Origin of the sequence: Marinomonas phaeophyticola (genome assembly GCF_026966905.1) — a bacterium.
Lineage (GTDB): Bacteria > Pseudomonadota > Gammaproteobacteria > Pseudomonadales > Marinomonadaceae > Marinomonas > Marinomonas phaeophyticola.
Window position 1 is genome coordinate 221,081 of the sequence record NZ_JAPUBN010000018.1, and the last position, 20,400, is coordinate 241,480.

Sequence of the window (20,400 nt, forward strand, 5' to 3'; positions counted from 1 at the left end):
AGAAAGGTTTATCGAATATTCACTACCGTAGTATTTTTAACCTCCTCCATAGCAACATACGTTCTTGATTCTCTTACATGTGGTAGGGTAAGTAACGTCTCTCCTAATAACTGTCGATAAGCATCTACATCAGAAACACGTGCTTTTAATAGGTATTCAAAATCACCCGCTATTAGATGGCACTCTAATACCTCCGGTATTTTAGTGACCGCATCTTTGAATTCATGAAAGCCTTCGGGAGACGTTGTTTTTAGTCGAATTTCAACAAAAACAAGCAACCCTGCTTCCACTTTTCTAGGGTTCACTAGGGCACAATAACCCGTAATGTAACCGTTACGTTCTAATCTTCGAACACGTTCTAAACACGGTGTCGCACTCAAACCAACTCGACTGGCTAATTCAACATTAGAAAGTCGCCCATTAATTTGTAACTCTCGAAGAATTTTTTTATCAAGCCGATCAAGCGGCTTTGATGAGTTATCCATCGTTCATGGATCTCCTTATAGCAAATAAGGTTAAACTGGCTCTAAGTATATTGCGAGAATAGGAAATGGAAAGCCTAAAATGAATCAATGCAAATAATTAGAATGAATATCGCTCCATTTGATGTTTTTGCACCAAAATAGAACAACCCTTATGAGGAATGCGCTAAAGAAATTGCAGTTAAATACACTTTTGATCTATAAAATCACAATTTTTTTTAAACTATAAGAGCCTACTGTACACTATTTTTTTACAAGTTTAGGTATAGTTTTCTTTAAAGAATATTTTTTAAATGATTATATTTATAAATGAATTGATCGTTTTTTAGTCTCTAGTTACTTTAAATAACACAAATGCTGACCTAAAAACGTATTTTTCTCTTGACTACAGCACCTGAACAGTCATTCTATATAGCAAGTGGAGACATTCACAGAATAATCCGCTGTATAAATACAACAAAAAGAATAACAAAATGTTGGCACATGCTTTGCTTTATAAATCTAAACGAAATATAGAATAACGTAAATGTTAACAATGGAAGAATGCCCTGGGAGGCTCAAAAAATGAAATCGAATGTAAGTAAGTTACTTTCTACCGCCGCAATTGCCGTTACTGTTAGTGCAGGAGCAACTGCAGGTACGCTAGACGATGTTAAAGCTAAAGGTTTTATTCAATGTGGTGTAAGTCAGGGCGTTCCAGGTTTCTCCAACGCAGACGATAAAGGTAACTGGACAGGTATTGATGTTGATTCATGCCGTGCCGCTGCTGCCGCTGTTTTTGGTGACGCAACGAAAGTTAAATTCACTCCTCTTTCTGCAAAAGAACGTTTTACCGCTCTACAATCAGGTGAAATTGACGTTCTATCTCGTAACACTACTTGGACCTACACTCGTGATTCGTCCTTGGGTTTAGATTTCACAACAGTAAACTTTTATGATGGCCAGGGTTTCATGGCTCGTAAAGATCTAGGTGTTGAATCAGCTAAGGATCTTGACGGTGCAACAGTATGTACTGAGCAAGGTACAACAACTGAATTAAACATGGCGGATTTCTTCCGTAAAAACGGTTTGTCTTATGTGCCTGTAATTGTACAGAAAGCGGATGAAGCATTAGCGGCTTATGCATCTGGTCGTTGTGATGTATTCACTACGGATAAATCAGGTCTTGCGGCTCACCGTTCAAAACTTTCTGATCCAAATGCTCACATGATTCTTCCAGAAACTATTTCTAAAGAGCCTTTAGGCCCTGTTGTTCGTCACGGCGACAACCAATGGAAAGATATCGTAACTTGGGCGATCTTCGTTCAAATTAACGCTGAAGAAATGGGCATTTCATCTGCAAATGTTGCAAAAATCAAATCTGAAACAAAAGATCCAGGCATCCGTCGTCTTCTAGGTGCTGAAGGTAATATGGGCGAGCAGCTAGGTCTTACTGCAAGCTGGGCTTACGACGTAATTGCTCAAGTTGGTAACTACGGTGAAAGCTTTGAACGTAACGTTGGTCCTAACACGCCAGTTGGCCTACCACGTGGCGTAAACAATCTATGGACTGAAGGCGGTGTATTGTATGCGCCACCAGTTCGTTAATATCAAGATATAAGTTAACCACGGTACCGCACAGCTACAATCAGTAGCTGTGCATCTCCCTCCTTTCCATCTGACGAGCAATTCTTTTTGCCTGAAACGAGATGAGCGATAAAACTTCGACTAGTAACAATAGCTTTCTGAATGATGCCGGCAACCGAGCCCTCATTTTTCAAATAGCACTTTTAGCCTTGGTTGTTTTTGTAGGTTATTACCTATTCAGCAATCTTCAAGCTAACTTGGCGAACCGAGGAATATCTACAGGTTTTACTTTCTTTAACCAACCTGCTGGATTCCCAGTTCTAATTCACTTAATTGAATACACAGAAGCCGATACCTATGGACGTGCCTTTGTTGTAGCCTTAATAAATACCTTCGTAATTTCTTTTATTGGTATTTTCTTCGCTACTATTATCGGCATCATAATGGGCTTAGCGAGATTATCTCGTAACTGGTTAGTTGCTAGATTAGCCACTGTGTATATAGAAACCCTACGAAACATCCCCTTACTACTGCAAATGTTCTTCTGGTATTTCGCTGTATTAGCGACATTACCATCACCAAAAAACAGTATCTTATTTGGCGACTTCATGCTGAATAAACGTGGCATATACTCTCCAAACCCAATTTTTCAAGATGGTTTTGGTATGGTTATCGCTGGTTTTATTATTGCTATAATCGCATCGATCTCTCTGATCGTGTGGGCTAAAAAACGCCAAACAAGAACCGGGCTATGGTTTCCTGCCTATTGGGGCTCTCTAGGTATCATTATTGTTGTAACCTTACTTGCTTACTGGATTGCAGGATCGCCAATTGAGTTCGATTTACCACAAAAAAGTCGCTTTAACGTGACTGGTGGTATGGTGTTACCTCCAGAGTTTGTTGCTGTATTGATTGCTCTTTCCACTTACACGGGTTCTTTCATCGCTGAAATTGTGCGAGCAGGAATTCTGTCAGTAAACTGGGGACAAACAGAAGCGGCGCGTTCTCTAGGTTTAGCAGACAGCTTAACTCAACGTTTAATCGTACTTCCGCAAGCATTGCGAGTGATTATTCCACCGTTAACCAGTCAGTATCTAAATTTAGCGAAAAACTCTTCTTTAGGTGCCGCAATTGCGTATCCAGAGCTAGTAGCTGTCGTCATGGGGACAACATTGAACCAAACAGGTCAAGCAATTGAAACGATTGGTTTATGTATGTTGGTGTACGGTTCTTTGAGTCTATCTATTTCTCTATTTATGAACTGGTACAACAAGAAAATGTCATTAACTGAACGATAAGAGGCGAATATGGCGATTATATTTAAACCTTCACCAAGCTTGCCACCTCCAGTTAATTCAGTTGGTGCCGTAGCTTGGATAAAACAAAATTTATTATCCTCTCCACTAAACGTTTTCTTAACCTTGTTTAGTGCGTACATTTTGTATTTGTTATTACCACCTATGATCCAATGGGGCATCATTGATGCCACCATCTCTGGTGATACCAAGTCAGCGTGTACAGGGGGAGGCGCATGCTGGACCTTCATTAAGGTAAGATTTGACCAATTCATGTATGGTCTCTATCCACCTGAAGAATACTGGCGTGTAAACCTTGCATTGGTACTCCTAATAATCAATACCGGGTTATTCTTTGTTAAAAGCTTAAACAAAATGATAGTGTCACTTTCTATCGTTCTTGTTTACCCAATTGTTGCATTTACTTTGTTCTCTGGCGGTATTTTTGGCCTTGAACACGTAGAAACCTCTCTTTGGGGTGGCCTGTTCTTAACCATGCTACTGGGTATTATTGGTATTGTAGCTTCGTTCCCATTGGGCGTATTACTCGCTTTGGGTCGACGCTCAGATATGCCAATTGCTAAATCTGTTTGTGTTGTTTTCATCGAGACAATTCGTGCGGTTCCATTAATTACCATCATGTTTATGGCATCAGTAATGATTCCTTTGTTCTTACCTGAAGGCTTGAACTTTAATAAACTACTGCGCATATTAATTGGTATCACTCTGTTCTCTGCAGCTTACATGGCCGAAGTAATTCGTGGTGGTTTACAAGCGATACCAAAAGGTCAATATGAAGCCGCAGACGCAATGGGATTAACCTATTGGCAGTCAATGATTCTGGTAATTTTACCTCAAGCTTTGAAATTGGTCATTCCAGGTATCGTAAACACCTTCATTGGTTTGTTTAAGGATACTACTCTGGTCTATATCGTAGGTATGTTTGACTTCTTGGGTATTATCCAATTAGCAAACCACGATGCCAATTGGCTTGGTACAACAGTTGAAGGTTATGCCTTTGCTGGTTTCGTTTATTGGGCTTTCTGTTTTGGTATGTCCCGATATTCTATGGCGATAGAACGCAAATTAGAAACCGGACACAAACGGAATTAGACAATTTATTTGAGGCCTATAAAAATGACAGAACACAATATGGCACTGGCTCAATTAGAGCAGGGCGAAAAAACAATTATCGAGTTTAACGATGTTAATAAATGGTACGGTGATTTTCACGTCTTAAAAAACATCAATTTCAGTGTAAAATCAGGTGAGCGCATCGTTGTTTGTGGTCCTTCTGGTTCCGGTAAATCAACCATGACTCGTTGTATTAACCGTCTAGAAGAGCATCAAAAAGGCGAGATTATTGTTGATGGTATTACCATGAATGATAACTTGAAAAACATTGAAGCCATTCGTAAGGATGTAGGTATGGTGTTTCAACACTTTAACCTTTTTCCACACCTTACCATTTTGGAAAACTTAACTTTGGCACCTATTTGGGTTCGTAAGACACCTAAAAAAGAAGCTGAAGAAATTGCGATGCATTATCTAGAACGCGTTAAGATTGCCAATCAAGCCGCTAAATTTCCAGGTCAATTATCTGGTGGTCAGCAGCAACGTGTTGCGATTGCTCGTGGTCTTTGTATGAAGCCTCGCATCATGTTATTTGATGAACCAACTTCCGCACTTGACCCTGAAATGATCAAAGAAGTACTGGATGTCATGGTTCAATTAGCGGAAGAAGGAATGACCATGATTTGTGTAACTCACGAAATGGGCTTTGCTAAAACCGTAGCCGATAGAGTTGTCTTCATGGATGCAGGTGAAATTGTGGAAGCTAATGAGCCACATGAATTCTTCAATAATCCTCAGCATGACCGTACACAAAACTTCTTAAGTCAGATTTTGAACCACTAAATCCACACTTAATAACAAGTTTTGTAAAAAAGCCCCTTCATTGGGGCTTTTTTATTTGTGTATTTTTGCTAAATTGGTTTTTGATTTTTTACATAGATTAGAATTTATATGCAAACATTGGTCTCTGATACTATCGCAGTTAGAATAGTGCACTTAGGGGACAGTACAGGGAAGCTACAGGTTATCTTTGCAGATACAGATGTACTTGACCTTTCTGCCATAGCGAGAATAACAAAGCGTCGCTTAGAGCCTACCTCTCTTTTTAATGAAAAAGGGGATCCTTTTACTCGTTCAATAAAAATACCCACACTAATTGATCGGAATATTCTATCTAAAGAAAAAGTATCCATTCTTTATGACTCGCAATCTGATTTTATCGAGTTATCTACAGAAGAATTTGAAGGTCTGTTTGTAACACAACCCTATTCATATGATAGTTTTACAATTCCACCTCATACTATTCCACCAATACATAGCCATCACGCTTCTGATGAAGAGTACCTTAGCGAGGCTTTAGGGCGCTTTCAATCCATTCGCTTAAAGCAGAGACTAGAAGAAACATTAGAGTTACCTCCTCTACCTGTATCAGCTAAAAAAATCATTACTCTCTGCAGTCGAAAAAATGTAGACACCGATGAGTTATGTGATGTTATTAGTCTCGATCCCAGCCTTGCCGCTCAAGTCGTAAGTTGGGCCTCCTCGCCTTACTATGGAGCACCTGGTGATATTGAATCCGTAGAAGACGCGATAATCCGAGTATTAGGATTTGATATGGTCATGAATTTAGCTCTAGGACTTTCTATGAAAAATGTCTTAGATTTACCCAAAAATGGACCTCGACATTATCAAAATTTTTGGTATAACGCTGTATTTCGTTCTAGTTTAATGGAGTCATTAGTAAAACGTATGCCTGCCAAGAAACGACCTAGAATTGGCCATGCTTATTTAGCGGGTCTACTGCACAATTTTGGCTATCTCGTTATTGGTCACGTTATGCCAACACATTTTTCTGTATTGTCTCGCCATTTAGAAGCAAATGCTCATGTTCCAACAGAATTAATAGAAATGCATTTATTGCGATTCACTAAAGAACAACTAGGTTCATGGTTACTACGACATTGGGGACTACCAGAAAATATTTGTAACTCCATTCGTTATGCAAAATCGCCACAGATAAAAAAAGACGGCGAATTAAACACTATCATCAGTCTATTGCGCTGTTGTCATTGCTTATGCCATGAACAAACTATAGATAAAGACCTATTTAACATTATTGGTTTATCAGAAGAGGAGTGCCTTTCCGTTTACCAGGAAGTACAATCGTCCTCCAGTAAGTTACAAACTATGGTAAATCTACTGAAGTAATAGGTTTATTCATTGGTTTGGACATCTATGACTATTTAAAATAAAGAGAATGTTTGTGCTAAATTTCAGTGCGACCCAACAATTTGACTATCATTGGCAACCTTTGTCACAGGCACGTATGGGAGGTATTCCTAAACATTTAAGGTACTGGCTTGCAGAGCCAGGTTCTTTAACGGCGCGCTTAAAGAGCATGGGGAGCTTATCCATTGATGTTATTAAAGATACGTGGGGGCAGCCTACCCACAGAGAACAAATCTCCTTAGGGTTACGTCCCCGTGAAGCGGCCAGAGTTCGAGAAGTGATTTTGAAGGTGAATGGCACGGCGGTAATCTACGCGCGCTCTATAGTGCCAGCAAGAGCACTGGTTGGTCATTGGCGCCACCTTAGCCAGCTTAAAAACCAGCCATTAGGAGGTTATCTTTTCAAAAATAAAAACCTCCTCCGCAGCCCCATTGAAATAGCCCTTCTTCCCGTTAATTGCTTTCACAATATAAATGAAATTGTTTGGGCTCGTCGCTCGGTTTTCAAACAATATAATAAAGGCGTGCTAGTTTGTGAGGCCTTTTTACCTGCCATCAAAACATTACCAGCGACACATTTGCTCCCATGACAAAATTCCAAGCTTACTTACACCTGACCCGTTTTCATAAACCCATTGGCTCATTGTTGCTACTGTGGCCCACTTTATGGGCATTATGGATAGCAAGTAGCGGCAGCCCTGATTGGAAAATCGTTATTATTTTTATTCTGGGCGTGTGTTTTATGCGCTCAGCTGGCTGCGTTATTAATGATTATGCTGATAGACATGTTGATGGCAGTGTTGAAAGAACAAAAAACCGACCGATTCCATCAGGAGTCGTCTCAGAAAAAGAAGCATTAACCCTTTTTTCCCTACTTTGTCTATGCAGCTTTGCATTAGTATTAATGACGGATACTCAAACCGTTCTATTGTCTTTTATTGGACTTGGATTAGCGGCACTGTATCCGTTTATGAAGCGCTATACTCACCTTCCTCAACTCTTTCTGGGGCTAGCATTTTCGTGGGCGATTCCGATGGCCTATAGCGCTCAAGGAGGATCGCTAAGTGACCCTATTTTATGGATGATATTTGTGGCTAATGCTTTTTGGACAATTGCTTACGATACCTACTATGCTATTGTGGATCGAGATGATGATTTGAAAGTGGGAATTAAATCAACGGCGATTTTATTCGCGCAATACGATTTGTTTATCATTACGTTATTACAAGGGTTCGCCCTTTCATTATTAATGTGGGTTGGGATTCTTGAATCTTTCCACTGGCCCTATTTTATTAGTCTTATTGTGGCGGCCGCTTTATTCTATTTGCAGTTTAAGCAAGCCAAAAATAGAGAACGCCAAGCTTGCTTCAAATCTTTTTAGATAATAACCGTGTTGGCTACTGTGTGTTCCTAGGCCTTTTTTTGAACTATCTTTTATAAACATAAGACAGAAATGTGACACTTTCATCTAACTGTCACATTTGCAGGCTTTAATAGAAGCATTATGATTTGGGGGTAGATTCTGTGACTGAAAAAACTGTACTGATTATTGATGATGAATCATCAATTCGAGAAATGATTGCTGTTGCATTAGAAATGGCAGGATACAACTACTTTGAAGCAGAAAGTAGCCAACAAGCTTACGAAATTATTATTGATCATAGACCTGACCTTATTTTATGCGATTGGATGATGCCAGGAGGCAGTGGAATAGAGCTCACTCGCCGCCTAAAACGTGACGCTTTAACAGCTGAAATACCAGTCATAATGCTCACCGCCAAAAGCGAAGAAGATAATAAAATTCAGGGGCTAGAAGTTGGAGCTGATGACTATATAACGAAACCATTTTCTCCAAGAGAGCTGGTAGCACGCTTAAAAGCAGTTTTGCGCCGGGCAAACCCTCAAGGAGTGGATGAACCAATTGAAGTGGATGGCTTACTATTAGACCCTATTAGCCAACGTGTCACCATAGGTTCGACACCACTTGAAATGGGGCCAACAGAATACCGCCTATTGAAGTTTATGATTACTCACCAAGAAAGAGCCTATTCTCGGGCGCAATTACTCGATCAAGTGTGGGGAGGAAATGTCTATGTTGAAGAACGAACTGTTGACGTGCATATTCGACGTTTGCGCAAAGCAATCGGAGAGACACATGATTATTTAATTCAGACCGTGCGCGGTACGGGTTATCGATTCTCCAGTAAAAGAACTGTGCAATAAACTATGAAGACTATTTGGCAACAAGCGTTTATTCGCGGTGCTCTTGGACTAATAGGCAGCTTTGTCATTGGACTATTAATTGGTCAATTATTTCTCGGCCTGTTCCTTTTCGTACTTTTTTGCTTATGCTCAAATTTATACCAGTTATATCAGTTCCACAGTTGGGTTCGCCGCTCAGGCAAAGCCGCCCCTCCGGAAGCGTCAGGAATTTGGGGCGATGTGTTTGACGCTGTTCATCGTCTACAAAAGAAACAGCGAAAATCTAAAAAACGCATGCGACGCGCACTCTCACGCATAGAGAACTCGACCTCGGCCCTTAAAGAAGGGGTCATTATGGCGGACAATTTGGGAAACCTTGAGTGGTGGAACGCCTCCGCTGGGCAGTTTTTAGGACTAATGAAGCCTGTAGATAGAGGACAGCCCGTCACCAACATTGTCCGTAACCCTGAATTCTTCCGCTATTTTACTCAAAAGCGTTTTGCTGATCCTTTAGTAATCAAATCCCCCGCTCAAGAAGGGGTTTACCTAGAAATTCAAACCACATTATATGATCAAAACGACCACCTTATTTTTGTTCGAGACGTCACCCGCTTACACTTACTCGAACAAATGCGTAAAGATTTCGTTGCTAATGCTTCCCATGAACTTAAAACGCCTCTTACCGTTATTAAAGGGTATTTAGAAACGCTAGACATGTTTAAGGACTCACTACCTAAAAGCATGCAAAAAGGTGTGGTGAACATGACCAACCAGTCAAATAGAATGGAGCAGCTAATAGAAGATCTACTGCTTCTATCTCGGCTAGAAAGTAACGATAAAAGAGACGTGGACCAATGGCATGACCTCAGTGAGTTAATACATGGTATTGTCGATTCTATACAGGTAATTGGTGACCAACATTCCATTCAGGTTATTATCAGCTCAGAATCAAAGCTTTATGGCTCTTATCAAGAGTTGTACAGTGCTTTCTCTAACTTAGTCGTAAATGCGATCAAATATTCACCAGAAGGCGGTAACATCACCATAAAATGGGAGAATAATTTGCAAGAAGGGATTTTTTCCGTAACAGATAATGGTTTAGGTATAGAAGCGAGATATATACCCCGTTTAACTGAACGTTTTTTCAGAGTAGATAAAGGCCGTGGGTCAAGTACTGGAGGCACGGGATTAGGATTAGCCATAGTCAAACATGTGCTTTTACACCACGATGCAAAACTCTTAATAACCAGCCAACCAGGACAAGGAAGCACATTCTCCTGCCTCTTTGCAGCAAGTCGAATACAACAACCATTACTTAATAAAAGTGAATAAGAGCAATTTAGTACCTGACCTTATTCACCAGAAATGCCATTCGATACCAAGCTAAAGGCTTTGAAATAAAGCGTCGATGAATTTTTCTTTTACTTCATCCTGATCTATCAAGCCAAGTGTGACGGTTAAGAAGGTAGAATCATGCTTTTTTTCTGTGGTCGCGACACTTTGCACATAATAATTTAATCTATTCACAGAGCCCAAATACTCTAAGTCCAGAACCGACTGACCTAATACTGAAGGAATGATGTCATCGCTCTTAATGAGTAAGGTCGCCTCTTTTTTAGCAAACTGAATGACCATACAACGAAACTGCTTTTCTTCAAAGCGTACCATTGTTGGTATTTTTACGTCCTTCACGTTAGCAGGCTTTGCCTTAGGGGCAGGTTTTCCTTGTGAACCAAGTAAAACGTCTAGAGAACCAGCGGTGTGGCTAGTCATGCCCTTCTTTGATTTACCCGCCATTGCGGCCAATGCATCTGTGGCCGCAGGGTTCCGGCTTGGCTGGGACGTTAATTCAGCAACTAAATCATGCTTTTTGGCCGCTGACATAACCTTGTTAATTAATTGCTCGCTGGAAAAAGGTTTTCCTAAATAGTCCGTAACTCCAGATTTTACCGCTTCAACAATATGATCTTTGTCACCTCGACTCGTGATCATAATAAAAGGCAAGTCTGTTTTTTGGTAATTATCCTGTTCACGACACCACTGTAATAGTTCAACCCCGGTCATTTCGGGCATTTCCCAATCACAAAGCACCATGTCAAAAGTCATTTTAGTTAACATTTGCTGGGCTTTACGACCGTTAATAGCCTCTTCAAGCTGAGCAGAAGGAAACTGTTTGCGTAATGTTCGGCGAATCAAATCCCTTGTGAAAGTGGCATCATCGACCACTAGAATTTTAATAGCCATTATTATCTTGCTCCCATTGCTGAATTGCCTGTTACATCGGTATCTGGTTTAAATGCATCTATCCAGATACAAGTAGCCGCTACAACCGCTAATGGCATAACAAATAGATTTACTAAAGGTATGGTTAATAACACCATAACAATAAAGCCAAATGACCAGCACAAAATGGGCTTACGCCTCAAACTCGCACGCATGTCTCGAAAGTTACGCTTATTATTATCAAATGAATAATCTAAATATTGAATCGACAACATCCATGCTGAAAATAATAACCATAAAATAGGCGCAATAACATTGACCACAGGAATAAACGAAATGATGAACAACAGGATAACACGCGGTAGAAAATACGCTAACTTTTGTAATTCTCTAAGGATACTGTGCCCAACAATTGACAAAATAAAAGCCAAAGAAATTTGTTCTTGGATAACGTTTCCAGTCAATTTTTCCTCTACTTTTTCTGCTAAAATCCCCATAAAAGGTGCCGCTAAAATATTCACACCAACAGAAAAACCATAGAACATCAATAACGCACTGACTAGACCAAATAAAGCATAAAATAACCAATCTAAGAAACTGAGCCAACCGGGAAGCCAAGACATCATACTGTCGGTCATTCCCGTCAAGAAACCAAATGCAAACATATACAGAATGGCCATTAAGGCAAAGTTAGCCAATAATGGAGCCAATACAAACAATCGTAAATCTGAAGAAAATAGCAAAGGAAGTGCTTTTAAAAAGGAGCCCACTGCTTTAAAAGGATGTAAAATCACATTAAATACCGCTTATAAATTATCCCGCTAACAGTATCACGACTAACGAATAACAACCAGTTTTCGCCCCCCTATAGAACCCTACTTATTTTAGTAAAATCAACGCCTTTGCTAATAAAATCAAAAAATAATAAAAACTATTTTGTTTGTCTTTCTATTTTTATCTTCCATAAACTCTATCAGCCCATACAGAATTTCGATTGTGTCTCTCGTTTATTTAACTGACTATCGAAAATGTAGGATTTAAAGCCATTGGTAATACGGTTTTCCTAACGATTATAAAAACAGTCAAAATAAACGACAGAAGGAATCGATAACATCATGAACAAAACACTTTTAGCCACAGCATTAATCACAGCATCACTGGGCGCAATGCAAGTGCAAGCCGCCGATGTACCAGCCGGAGTAAAACTAGCGGACAAACAAGAGCTTGTTCGTGGCGGTGGGGCTGAACCAGCTACACTTGATCCACAAAAAGTTGAAGGTACTCCTGGGTCACACAGAACACGTGAATTATTTGAAGGCCTTTATAATCTCAATGGCAATGGCGATTTAATTCCTGGTGTTGCCGAAAGCTATACGGTAAATGCAGATAACACAGTATATACTTTCAAACTTCGTAATAATGCAAAATGGTCTAACGGTGACCCAGTAACGGCACACGATTTTGTTTACAGTTTCACTCGTGCCGTCGACCCTGCAACCGCCTCCCCTTATGCTTGGTTTATTGAAATTCCTTCTATTGTCAACGCATCTAGTATCATTGCAGGCAAAACAGCCCCATCCGAACTCGGAGTTAAAGCATTAGACGACTATACATTTGAAGTCACGCTAGAGCGCCCCGTTCCTTACTTTGTAAAAATGACAGCCCACCAAACCATGTTCCCAGCGCCTAAAAAAGTGATTGAGAAGTTTGGTTCCGATTGGATCAAGCCAGATAACATCGTATCCAATGGTGCCTACAAAATGGACGAGTGGGTAGTCAATGAGAAAATGGTATTCAGCCGTAATGATCACTATTGGAATAACGATAAAACCGTCATTGATAAGGTCACCTTCTTACCCATTGAATCACCAACCGTTGAGCTAACGCGCTTCCAAGCAGGTGAAATGGATGTCAGTTACGAGCTACCAAATGACCATTTCAAGCAACTTAAACGTGATATTCCTGATGAAGTTATCATCACGCCACAACTAGGTACCTACTACTATCAATTTAATACAACTAAAGCGCCTTACGATGACCCACGAGTTCGTAAAGCCTTATCTTATGCCATTGACCGAGATATCATCACAAAATTCGTAACCGGTACTGGTGAACTACCAGCCTATACATTCACTCCAGAAGTGGTCAACGGCTTCGATCCCGCCACGCCAGAATTTGCCACTTGGACACAAAAAGAACGTAATGAAAAAGCACGCGCATTATTAGAAGATGCCGGTTTTACAAAAGACAGCCCGCTTGAATTTAATCTTTTGTACAACACCAATGAAAACCACAAGAAAATTGCGATTGCTGTTGCATCCATGTGGAAGAAAACCTTGGGCGTAAAAGTAACCCTAGAAAACCAAGAGTGGAAAACCTATTTAGAAACCAAAAAAGCGCAAAATTTTGACGTTGCTCGTGCCGGTTGGATCGGTGACTACAATGAAGCCTCAACTATGTTGGATTTGTTAACCAGTACCCATGGTAACAATGACGGTAAATACAGCAACACTGAATACGACAAATTGTTGTCGGAAGCGAAAACCATGCAAAACCCTTCTGTAAATTATAATAAAGCAGAAGAAATTGCGATCAACCAAGACATGGCTGTCGCGCCAATTTATCAGTATACGATCAAACGTTTAGTGAAATCTTATGTAGGTGGATACCAACCGAATCCTGAAGATTCAATTTATACCCGTGATATGTACATTATCGCTCACTAAGGTGTAACCGATCTCCATTAGCCCAGTACACAGTGCTGGGCTTACTCCTAACCTATTTTTCCTAGTATTAGCGTACGCCATATCCAGCGATTAACGCCTAATCAGGTAATGATTTTATGTTCACATTTATATTTAAACGCACCCTGGAAGCCATTCCAACGCTCTTGGTTTTAATAACCATTTCTTTCTTTTTAATGCATTCCGCTCCAGGAAGTCCTTTTTCTTCAGAGCGTAGCTTACCACCTGAAGTGCTAGCCAACATCAACGCAAAGTATCATTTAGATGAGCCTATTTTATCGCAATACTTTTATTATCTTGGTGGCTTATTACAAGGTGATTTAGGCCCTTCGTTTCGCTACAAAGACTTCTCTATTAATGAGTTGGTCGCACAAAGCTTTCCCGTTTCCGCTGAAATTGGTTTATGGTCATTTTTCGTTGCCATAGTAATCGGGGTCAGCTGCGGTGTGTTCGCCGCCTTAAGACAAAATTCCTGGCTAGACTACGCCGTAATGTCCTTTGCTAACCTTGGTATCGTGTTACCTAATTTTGTATTAGCGCCATTGTGTATTTTATTTTTCTCTATTTATTTGCAATGGCTTCCTGCAGGCGGCTGGAATGGTGGAGCTTGGCCCTATTTAGTCATGCCGGTTATCGCCATGTCCACCAGCTATATTGCTCAAATTGCCCGGATAACTCGCGGCAGTATGATAGAAACCATGCATTCCAATTTTATCCGTACAGCAAGAGCGAAGGGATTGCCAAAATATCGAATCATTATCGAACATGCGATGAGACCCGCTATGCTGCCAGTTGTATCCTATTTGGGCCCTGCTTTTGTGGGTATTGTTACCGGTTCGGTTATTGTTGATGTGTACTTTGGTACAGGTGGTATTGGGCAACACTTTATTAATGGGGCCTTGAACCGTGATTATTCAATGGTAATGGGTGTCACCATTCTTATCGGCACATTAACCATCCTATTTAATGCGGTCGTCGATATTTTGTACGCCGTCATTGACCCTAAAATCCGCTACTAAAGGCCTTTATGATGCTAACTCCCGATAAAACACAGGCCGTTGAACAGTTTGCTGAGCGCACTGTTGAAATTGAAGGCCGTAGTCTATGGCAAGATGCTCGTCAACGATTTCTATCCAATCGAGCGGCTGTTATCAGTTTGATTATTTTATGTTGTATTGCCGCCTTTTCAATTTTAGGCCCATTATTTAGCCAATGGCATTACGAGGATATCGACTGGGAGGCTCTTTCTGACATCTCAGTATTAGGCCGTCCCGCCATTGAATCTGGCCATTATTTTGGAACAGATACCTTAGGACGAGATATCTTTGTAAGAACCATGCAAGGAGGTCAAATCTCCTTATTAGTGGGTGTTCTAGGCAGTTTTGTAGCCATTGTAATAGGCACACTTTATGGTGCGACCTCTGGCTATTTAGGAGGTAAAGTGGACAGCGTCATGATGCGCTTCTTAGAGATACTCAACTCCTTCCCATTTATGTTTTTTGTGATCATTTTAATGACCATTTTTGGACGCCATATTTTCCTCATATTTGTGGCTATCGGTGCTATATCTTGGCTCGACATGGCACGTATTGTTCGCGGACAAACCTTAAGCTTGAAAAACAAGGAATATATAGAAGCCGCTCACGCTTGCGGTGTCTCTACCTTCAATATCATTCTGCGTCATATTATTCCGAACCTATTAGGCATAGTTGTCGTCTATGCCACGCTCTTAGTGCCCAATATGATTTTACTTGAATCTTTTATCAGTTTTCTTGGATTAGGGGTGCAAGAACCAATGACAAGCTGGGGAGTGTTAATATCAGAAGGCGCAAACGCGATGGAACTGGCCGTATGGCAGCTGGCATGGCCTTTATCCTTTCTCGTGCTAACCCTCTTTTGTTTTAACTTTCTTGGCGACGGTTTACGCGACGCTCTTGACCCTAAAGACCGCTAGGAGATATTTATGTCAACCTTAAGCCAAACACCTTTGCTAGAAGTAAAAGACCTACGCGTCAACTTTAGAACCCCTGATGGTTTTGTTACTGCCGTCAATGACCTCAACTTCACCCTAGCTCAAGGAGAAACCTTAGGCATAGTAGGAGAATCTGGTTCAGGAAAAAGTCAAACGGCCTTTGCTCTTATGGGACTACTTGCCAACAATGGCGTGATTGAAGGACGAGCAGAATTCGAAGGTGAAAATATTCTCACCTTTTCAGAGGCACAACTTAACCGCGTTCGTTCTGAAAAAATTTCCATGATATTCCAAGACCCGATGACCTCATTAAACCCTTACATGAAAGTCGGTAAGCAATTAATGGAAGTACTCAGGCTTCACAAAGGCTTATCTAAAAAAGATGCTTTTGAAGCTTCTGTGAAAATGCTGGATGCGGTCAAAATGCCAGAAGCGCGAAAACGCATGAATATGTACCCTCATGAGTTCTCTGGTGGAATGCGTCAGAGAGTGATGATCGCCATGTCCTTACTCTGTCAGCCAAAACTCCTCATTGCCGATGAGCCAACAACCGCTCTCGATGTGACGGTACAGGCGCAAATATTAACGCTTTTAAACGAATTAAAGAGCGACTTTAATACGTCTATTATTATGATCACCCACGACCTCGGTGTCGTTGCCGGTTTATGTGATAAAGTGCTCGTAATGTATGCTGGTAGAACCATGGAATATGGGTCAACTAATGATGTATTTTATCGTCCTACCCATCCCTATACACAAGGTCTATTAAGTGCGATTCCTCGTCTAGACGGAGAAGACGAGATATTATCCACTATTCCTGGAAACCCACCAAATTTGCTTCATCTTCCTCCAGGTTGTCCTTTCCAAGATCGCTGTATCCATGCATCCGATCACTGCTTTGAAGAAGCTCCAGTATTAACGGAATTTGACAACCATTGTCAACGGGCATGTCATAAATCGGTTAAGGAGCTCGTAGCCTAATGAATAACGTCATTATGGAAGTCAATAATTTAAAAGTTCATTTCAACATTAAAAGTGAGAATGCCTGGCCGTGGGAAAAAGGCCGCCCTCTTAAGGCCGTCGATGGTGTCAGTTTAAAAATTTACGCTGGAGAAACCCTTGGTGTTGTCGGAGAATCTGGTTGTGGCAAATCTACTTTTGCTCGCGCTCTCCTAAGGTTATTGCCTATCACTGAAGGTAATGTTGTATGGCTAGGTCAAGACCTCGTCTCTTTGAGCAAAGACCAAATGCGGGATAAGCGCCAAGAACTGCAGATGATTTTCCAAGACCCTTTAGCCTCTCTCAACCCAAGAATGACGGTTGGTAATATTATTGCAGAGCCTTTACGTACCTTTAAGCCAGATTTATCCGACGAACAAGTCAAAGCAAAGGTTCGTGGTATTATGGATAGAGTTGGCCTATTGCCCAATGTGATTAACCGTTATCCTCATGAGTTTTCTGGTGGTCAATGCCAGCGTATTGGTATTGCTAGAGCGCTTATTCTTGAACCTAAATTAGTCGTTTGTGACGAGCCTGTTTCCGCATTGGATGTTTCTATTCAAGCTCAAGTTGTCAACCTGCTCAAAGAGTTACAAAAAGAGATGGGATTGGCTCTCGTCTTTATTGCCCATGATTTAAGCATTGTGAAACATATATCAGATCGCGTATTAGTCATGTATCTGGGGAATGCGGTTGAGCTAGCAGATAAACGCTCTTTATATGATTCACCTCAACATCCTTATACGAAAGCACTGTTATCGGCCGTCCCCGTCCCTGATCCTGAAGTTGAAAGAAATAAAACAATTCAACTCTTGGCAGGAGATTTACCCTCTCCAATCAACCCGCCTTCAGGATGCGTGTTTAGGACCCGTTGCCCACATGCTATCGAAAGCTGTGCGTCAACTCGACCAAGACTGCAAACGGTGTCCCAAACACATGAAGCTTCTTGTTTACGTTTAGGAGAGTTTACTGACTAGCTCTTTCGTCCAAATTATTGAAGCTGTCTCTTTGCTATAAAAGAGAACCCTCCTATTTGCGCTGTTCTTAGAATGGCGCTTTTTTATTTGCCCTTTTTATATTAAGTTAGCCTTTACCTGAGATTCGATCTAATTCAGTATTAAGCCCTTAATGTACAGCCCCATGAAAGTACCAAATAAAAGGACTTAATTAGACACATGAATTTAAGCCACAAAAAGGCCAATATAAAAAGTTGGCTTGCTAGCATTTTCTCTATCATCCTCGTTTTTATGACATTAGTGGTCTTCATCACCATCAATGTAGCCAGCTCTACTCAAAAGAATCACTATGAAGAAACATTTGATCAGGTCTTATGGAAAGCGCAACAACTGCAAGTGCAATATTATCGATTTTTTAACTTCATCACCCTATTAACCCAAGCGGACCTTCCTCTAGACGGTAATTTACAGACGGAATACGCTTACTTGGTTAATCGTATTGATATATTGAGAAATGGCGAAATTAATAAAATTGTCCGCTTTTTTGGAGAAGGTAACCCCATTAAGTTGATATTTTTTATTCATGGGGAGCTCAACTTATTATCAATAGACATTGATGAGTTAGAAAAGAGTACAACGCTTGAGAAACAAGCGTTATTAGAAAATTTACAACGCATAGAAATTAAAATAAATGAACTTGTACATTTAATCAATCGAAATGCCATTCGCTATGCATCAGAACAACGCCGAGATTTGGATGAAAATTTAAACACCATTACATGGTTAGTGTGGTTCTTACTTTTTGTTTTATCTTTCTTTATCATTCTTTCAGCAAGCTCTTTATACAAGAACACTGACAATCTAAAACGCATCGCTGAACTGTCTAACAAACTGACGTCCATCACCATGAATAGAATGCGTTTTCTATCTGTACTCGATCATGAATTAAGAACACCTGTGAACAGTATCTTGAGTATCGCCAATATCCTAAATAAATCAATCCGAAACGAACAAAAAGAAATGCTATTAACCGTGAAGAACTCTGGTGAAACGGTGCTTAATAATCTGAAAGCCTTCTCAGATTTATCAAAGTTAGAAGCCAACCGCTTGGAGTTGGATTTCTCATATGGGAATTTGCATCAACAATTCGAAGACGTTTGTCAGAAAATAAGTAACAGTTCTCGTTACCCACACAGTAACTTGTATAGCTTTATAGACCTAAATCTCCCTAGCCATACTTATAGTGATTTCACCCGTTTAACACAGATTTTTTCAGCCTTGTTAGAAAATGCATTCATTCATTCTACTGGTCATAATATTAGTATTGTCATTCGAGAGTCGCCTATCAGAGCAACGAGTTGGCGTCCTGATTTCACAAAAAATCTGGATGTTATTATGGTACAAGTTTCTGTAAGAGCCGCAGGTGTCGCTCTCACCGAAGATCAACGAACAGCGATTGCATCCAGTTTCTATTATTTGGAGTCTGATGATGCTAAAAAATATATGGCGGGATTAAACCTCTCTATTTGTTACCAACTGGCGAAAGTCATTGGAGGCCAACTGCAGTTCTCAACTCAGCACGGCATGGGCGATGAATTTTGGATGGATATTCCCATTTATTTTGATAAACACATAAATAAAATCAAAGAAGAGGTAGCCATTGAAAAATCGGTTGCTCTTCTAGAACATAAAACCGTACTCATCATTGAGGAAGAGCAGCCGGCACATATTATTAGTATGCAAGTAAGCTCATTGGGAATGGTACCCGCTCTTACCACAGAGAGACTGACCGGTCCTTTAACCATCCAAGTTGACATAGTCATAATCAGTGACGACTCCTACTTAGATGATTTATCCTATCTTCAATTAACCGAATTATTAAATAACCAGTGCTGTATCCTATCATCAAATAAATGTAAAAAAGCCCAAACAGAAGACCTATCTCAGGCTTCGTTTGAATTCCCTCTGACTCAGCTTACACTCAGAAAGACCTTAATGGATTATTATCAATAAGGCCGTTACACCGTTTATAAATTGCCTATTAAACACCCATTGACCAACTAAAATCGGTTGCTTTAATAAAGGCATGAATAAAGCGCTCAATCCCTTGCTGATCCTCTATAGAAAAGCGATTTTTTATTGGACTGTCTAAATCTAACACACCAACTAATCGGCCTTCGACAACGATCGGAATCACTAATTCAGATGCTGTGTCGCCATCGCAGGCAATGTGCCCAGAAAAACCATGGACATCATCCACTCGTTGCACTGCTTGCGTTCTAGCGGCGGCACCACAAACACCTTTTGAAAACGGAATACGTGTGCAAGCCACTTTACCAACATAAGGGCCTAAAATCAGTTCGTCTTCTCTCGCAAAATAAAAACCAGACCAATTTAAGTCAGGAACACTTTGCATAATAAAGGCGGCCAATTGTGCGGCATTACAAATTAGGTCTCGTTCGTCATAAAGTAGCCCCTCTAGTTGAGACTCTAATTCTTTATAAAAAACGGTTTTAGGGAGAGAGGTATCCACTGTAATTTCAAACATTTTGTATTTACCTGAAGCGACGAAAAAGAAAGTGATAATAGAGACTAATAGGCAAAAAAAGCAATAAAAAAGCCGTACTTAGAAAAAACGTACGGCTTTGAATCAGAACTT

At 40.4% G+C, this 20,400-nt stretch carries 19 protein-coding genes; 15 read left to right on the top strand and 4 right to left on the bottom strand.

Features of this window, described 5'->3' with window-relative positions:
- Positions 1-8 precede the first annotated feature (8 nt).
- Positions 9-485: a leucine-responsive transcriptional regulator Lrp gene (lrp, locus tag O1D97_RS13895; protein WP_269126476.1), complete on the bottom strand. Its 477-nt coding sequence runs from the start codon at positions 483-485 to the stop codon at positions 9-11.
- A 561-nt stretch (positions 486-1,046) separates the two neighbouring features.
- Here lrp and O1D97_RS13900 point away from each other — a divergent pair.
- The 9 genes from O1D97_RS13900 to phoR all read left to right on the top strand — a co-directional run bounded on the left by O1D97_RS13900 (position 1,047) and on the right by phoR (position 10,179).
- Entirely contained in the window at positions 1,047-2,069 is a 1,023-nt protein-coding gene (locus tag O1D97_RS13900) for an amino acid ABC transporter substrate-binding protein (RefSeq protein ID WP_269126478.1), read from the top strand.
- Positions 2,070-2,170: 101 nt separating this feature from the next.
- Complete coding sequence (locus O1D97_RS13905; protein WP_269126480.1) at positions 2,171-3,346, top strand: amino acid ABC transporter permease; 1,176 nt, start codon at positions 2,171-2,173, stop codon at positions 3,344-3,346.
- 9 nt (positions 3,347-3,355) lie between these two features.
- Positions 3,356-4,456, top strand: coding sequence for an amino acid ABC transporter permease (locus tag O1D97_RS13910; RefSeq protein ID WP_269126481.1), 1,101 nt, complete (start codon positions 3,356-3,358; stop codon positions 4,454-4,456).
- 24 nt (positions 4,457-4,480) lie between these two features.
- Positions 4,481-5,260 carry an amino acid ABC transporter ATP-binding protein gene (locus O1D97_RS13915; protein WP_330221488.1) on the top strand — a complete coding sequence of 260 codons (780 nt, stop codon included), beginning with the start codon at positions 4,481-4,483 and terminating at the stop codon, positions 5,258-5,260.
- Between the two features lie 108 nt (positions 5,261-5,368).
- Positions 5,369-6,625: an HDOD domain-containing protein gene (locus tag O1D97_RS13920; RefSeq protein ID WP_269126483.1), complete on the top strand. Its 1,257-nt coding sequence runs from the start codon at positions 5,369-5,371 to the stop codon at positions 6,623-6,625.
- 49 nt (positions 6,626-6,674) lie between these two features.
- On the top strand, positions 6,675-7,235 hold the full coding sequence (locus tag O1D97_RS13925) for a chorismate--pyruvate lyase family protein (protein WP_269126485.1): 561 nt from the start codon (positions 6,675-6,677) through the stop codon (positions 7,233-7,235).
- Positions 7,232-8,026 carry a 4-hydroxybenzoate octaprenyltransferase gene (gene ubiA, locus O1D97_RS13930; RefSeq protein ID WP_330221489.1) on the top strand — a complete coding sequence of 265 codons (795 nt, stop codon included), beginning with the start codon at positions 7,232-7,234 and terminating at the stop codon, positions 8,024-8,026. Before O1D97_RS13925 ends, ubiA begins: the two co-directional genes overlap by 4 nt.
- Positions 8,027-8,169: 143 nt before the next feature.
- Positions 8,170-8,868 carry a phosphate regulon transcriptional regulator PhoB gene (gene phoB / locus O1D97_RS13935; protein ID WP_269126487.1) on the top strand — a complete coding sequence of 233 codons (699 nt, stop codon included), beginning with the start codon at positions 8,170-8,172 and terminating at the stop codon, positions 8,866-8,868.
- A 3-nt stretch (positions 8,869-8,871) separates the two neighbouring features.
- Complete coding sequence (phoR, locus tag O1D97_RS13940) at positions 8,872-10,179, top strand: phosphate regulon sensor histidine kinase PhoR (RefSeq protein ID WP_269126489.1); 1,308 nt, start codon at positions 8,872-8,874, stop codon at positions 10,177-10,179.
- A gap of 51 nt (positions 10,180-10,230) precedes the next feature.
- Here the strand turns inward: phoR and O1D97_RS13945 are convergent, their stop codons facing one another.
- Both O1D97_RS13945 and cysZ read right to left on the bottom strand, forming a co-directional pair.
- A complete protein-coding gene (locus tag O1D97_RS13945; protein WP_269126490.1) occupies positions 10,231-11,091 on the bottom strand; it encodes a response regulator in 861 nt (286 codons plus the stop codon).
- 2 nt (positions 11,092-11,093) lie between these two features.
- Positions 11,094-11,864, bottom strand: a complete 771-nt coding sequence (gene cysZ / locus O1D97_RS13950; protein ID WP_269126492.1) for a sulfate transporter CysZ — start codon at positions 11,862-11,864, stop codon at positions 11,094-11,096.
- Between the two features lie 321 nt (positions 11,865-12,185).
- On the opposite strand from cysZ, the gene O1D97_RS13955 reads away from it, so the two are divergent.
- The 6 genes from O1D97_RS13955 to O1D97_RS13980 all read left to right on the top strand — a co-directional run bounded on the left by O1D97_RS13955 (position 12,186) and on the right by O1D97_RS13980 (position 19,754).
- The gene (locus O1D97_RS13955; protein WP_269126494.1) at positions 12,186-13,796 is read left to right on the top strand and encodes a peptide ABC transporter substrate-binding protein; all 1,611 of its coding nucleotides are present in this window, start codon (positions 12,186-12,188) and stop codon (positions 13,794-13,796) included.
- Between the two features lie 116 nt (positions 13,797-13,912).
- Entirely contained in the window at positions 13,913-14,833 is a 921-nt protein-coding gene (gene oppB, locus O1D97_RS13960) for an oligopeptide ABC transporter permease OppB (RefSeq protein WP_269126496.1), read from the top strand.
- 8 nt (positions 14,834-14,841) lie between these two features.
- Positions 14,842-15,768, top strand: a complete 927-nt coding sequence (gene oppC / locus O1D97_RS13965) for an oligopeptide ABC transporter permease OppC (protein WP_269126498.1) — start codon at positions 14,842-14,844, stop codon at positions 15,766-15,768.
- Between the two features lie 9 nt (positions 15,769-15,777).
- Positions 15,778-16,767 (top strand): ABC transporter ATP-binding protein, encoded by a 990-nt coding sequence (gene oppD / locus O1D97_RS13970; protein WP_269126500.1) that lies wholly within the window; start codon positions 15,778-15,780, stop codon positions 16,765-16,767.
- Positions 16,767-17,762: a murein tripeptide/oligopeptide ABC transporter ATP binding protein OppF gene (oppF, locus tag O1D97_RS13975; RefSeq protein WP_269126503.1), complete on the top strand. Its 996-nt coding sequence runs from the start codon at positions 16,767-16,769 to the stop codon at positions 17,760-17,762. The genes oppD and oppF overlap by 1 nt, the downstream gene beginning before the upstream one ends.
- 198 nt (positions 17,763-17,960) lie before the next feature.
- Positions 17,961-19,754 (top strand): sensor histidine kinase, encoded by a 1,794-nt coding sequence (locus tag O1D97_RS13980; protein WP_269126505.1) that lies wholly within the window; start codon positions 17,961-17,963, stop codon positions 19,752-19,754.
- Positions 19,755-19,782: 28 nt separating this feature from the next.
- Here the strand turns inward: O1D97_RS13980 and O1D97_RS13985 are convergent, their stop codons facing one another.
- Positions 19,783-20,289, bottom strand: coding sequence for a GAF domain-containing protein (locus tag O1D97_RS13985; protein ID WP_269126507.1), 507 nt, complete (start codon positions 20,287-20,289; stop codon positions 19,783-19,785).
- Positions 20,290-20,400 lie beyond the last annotated feature (111 nt).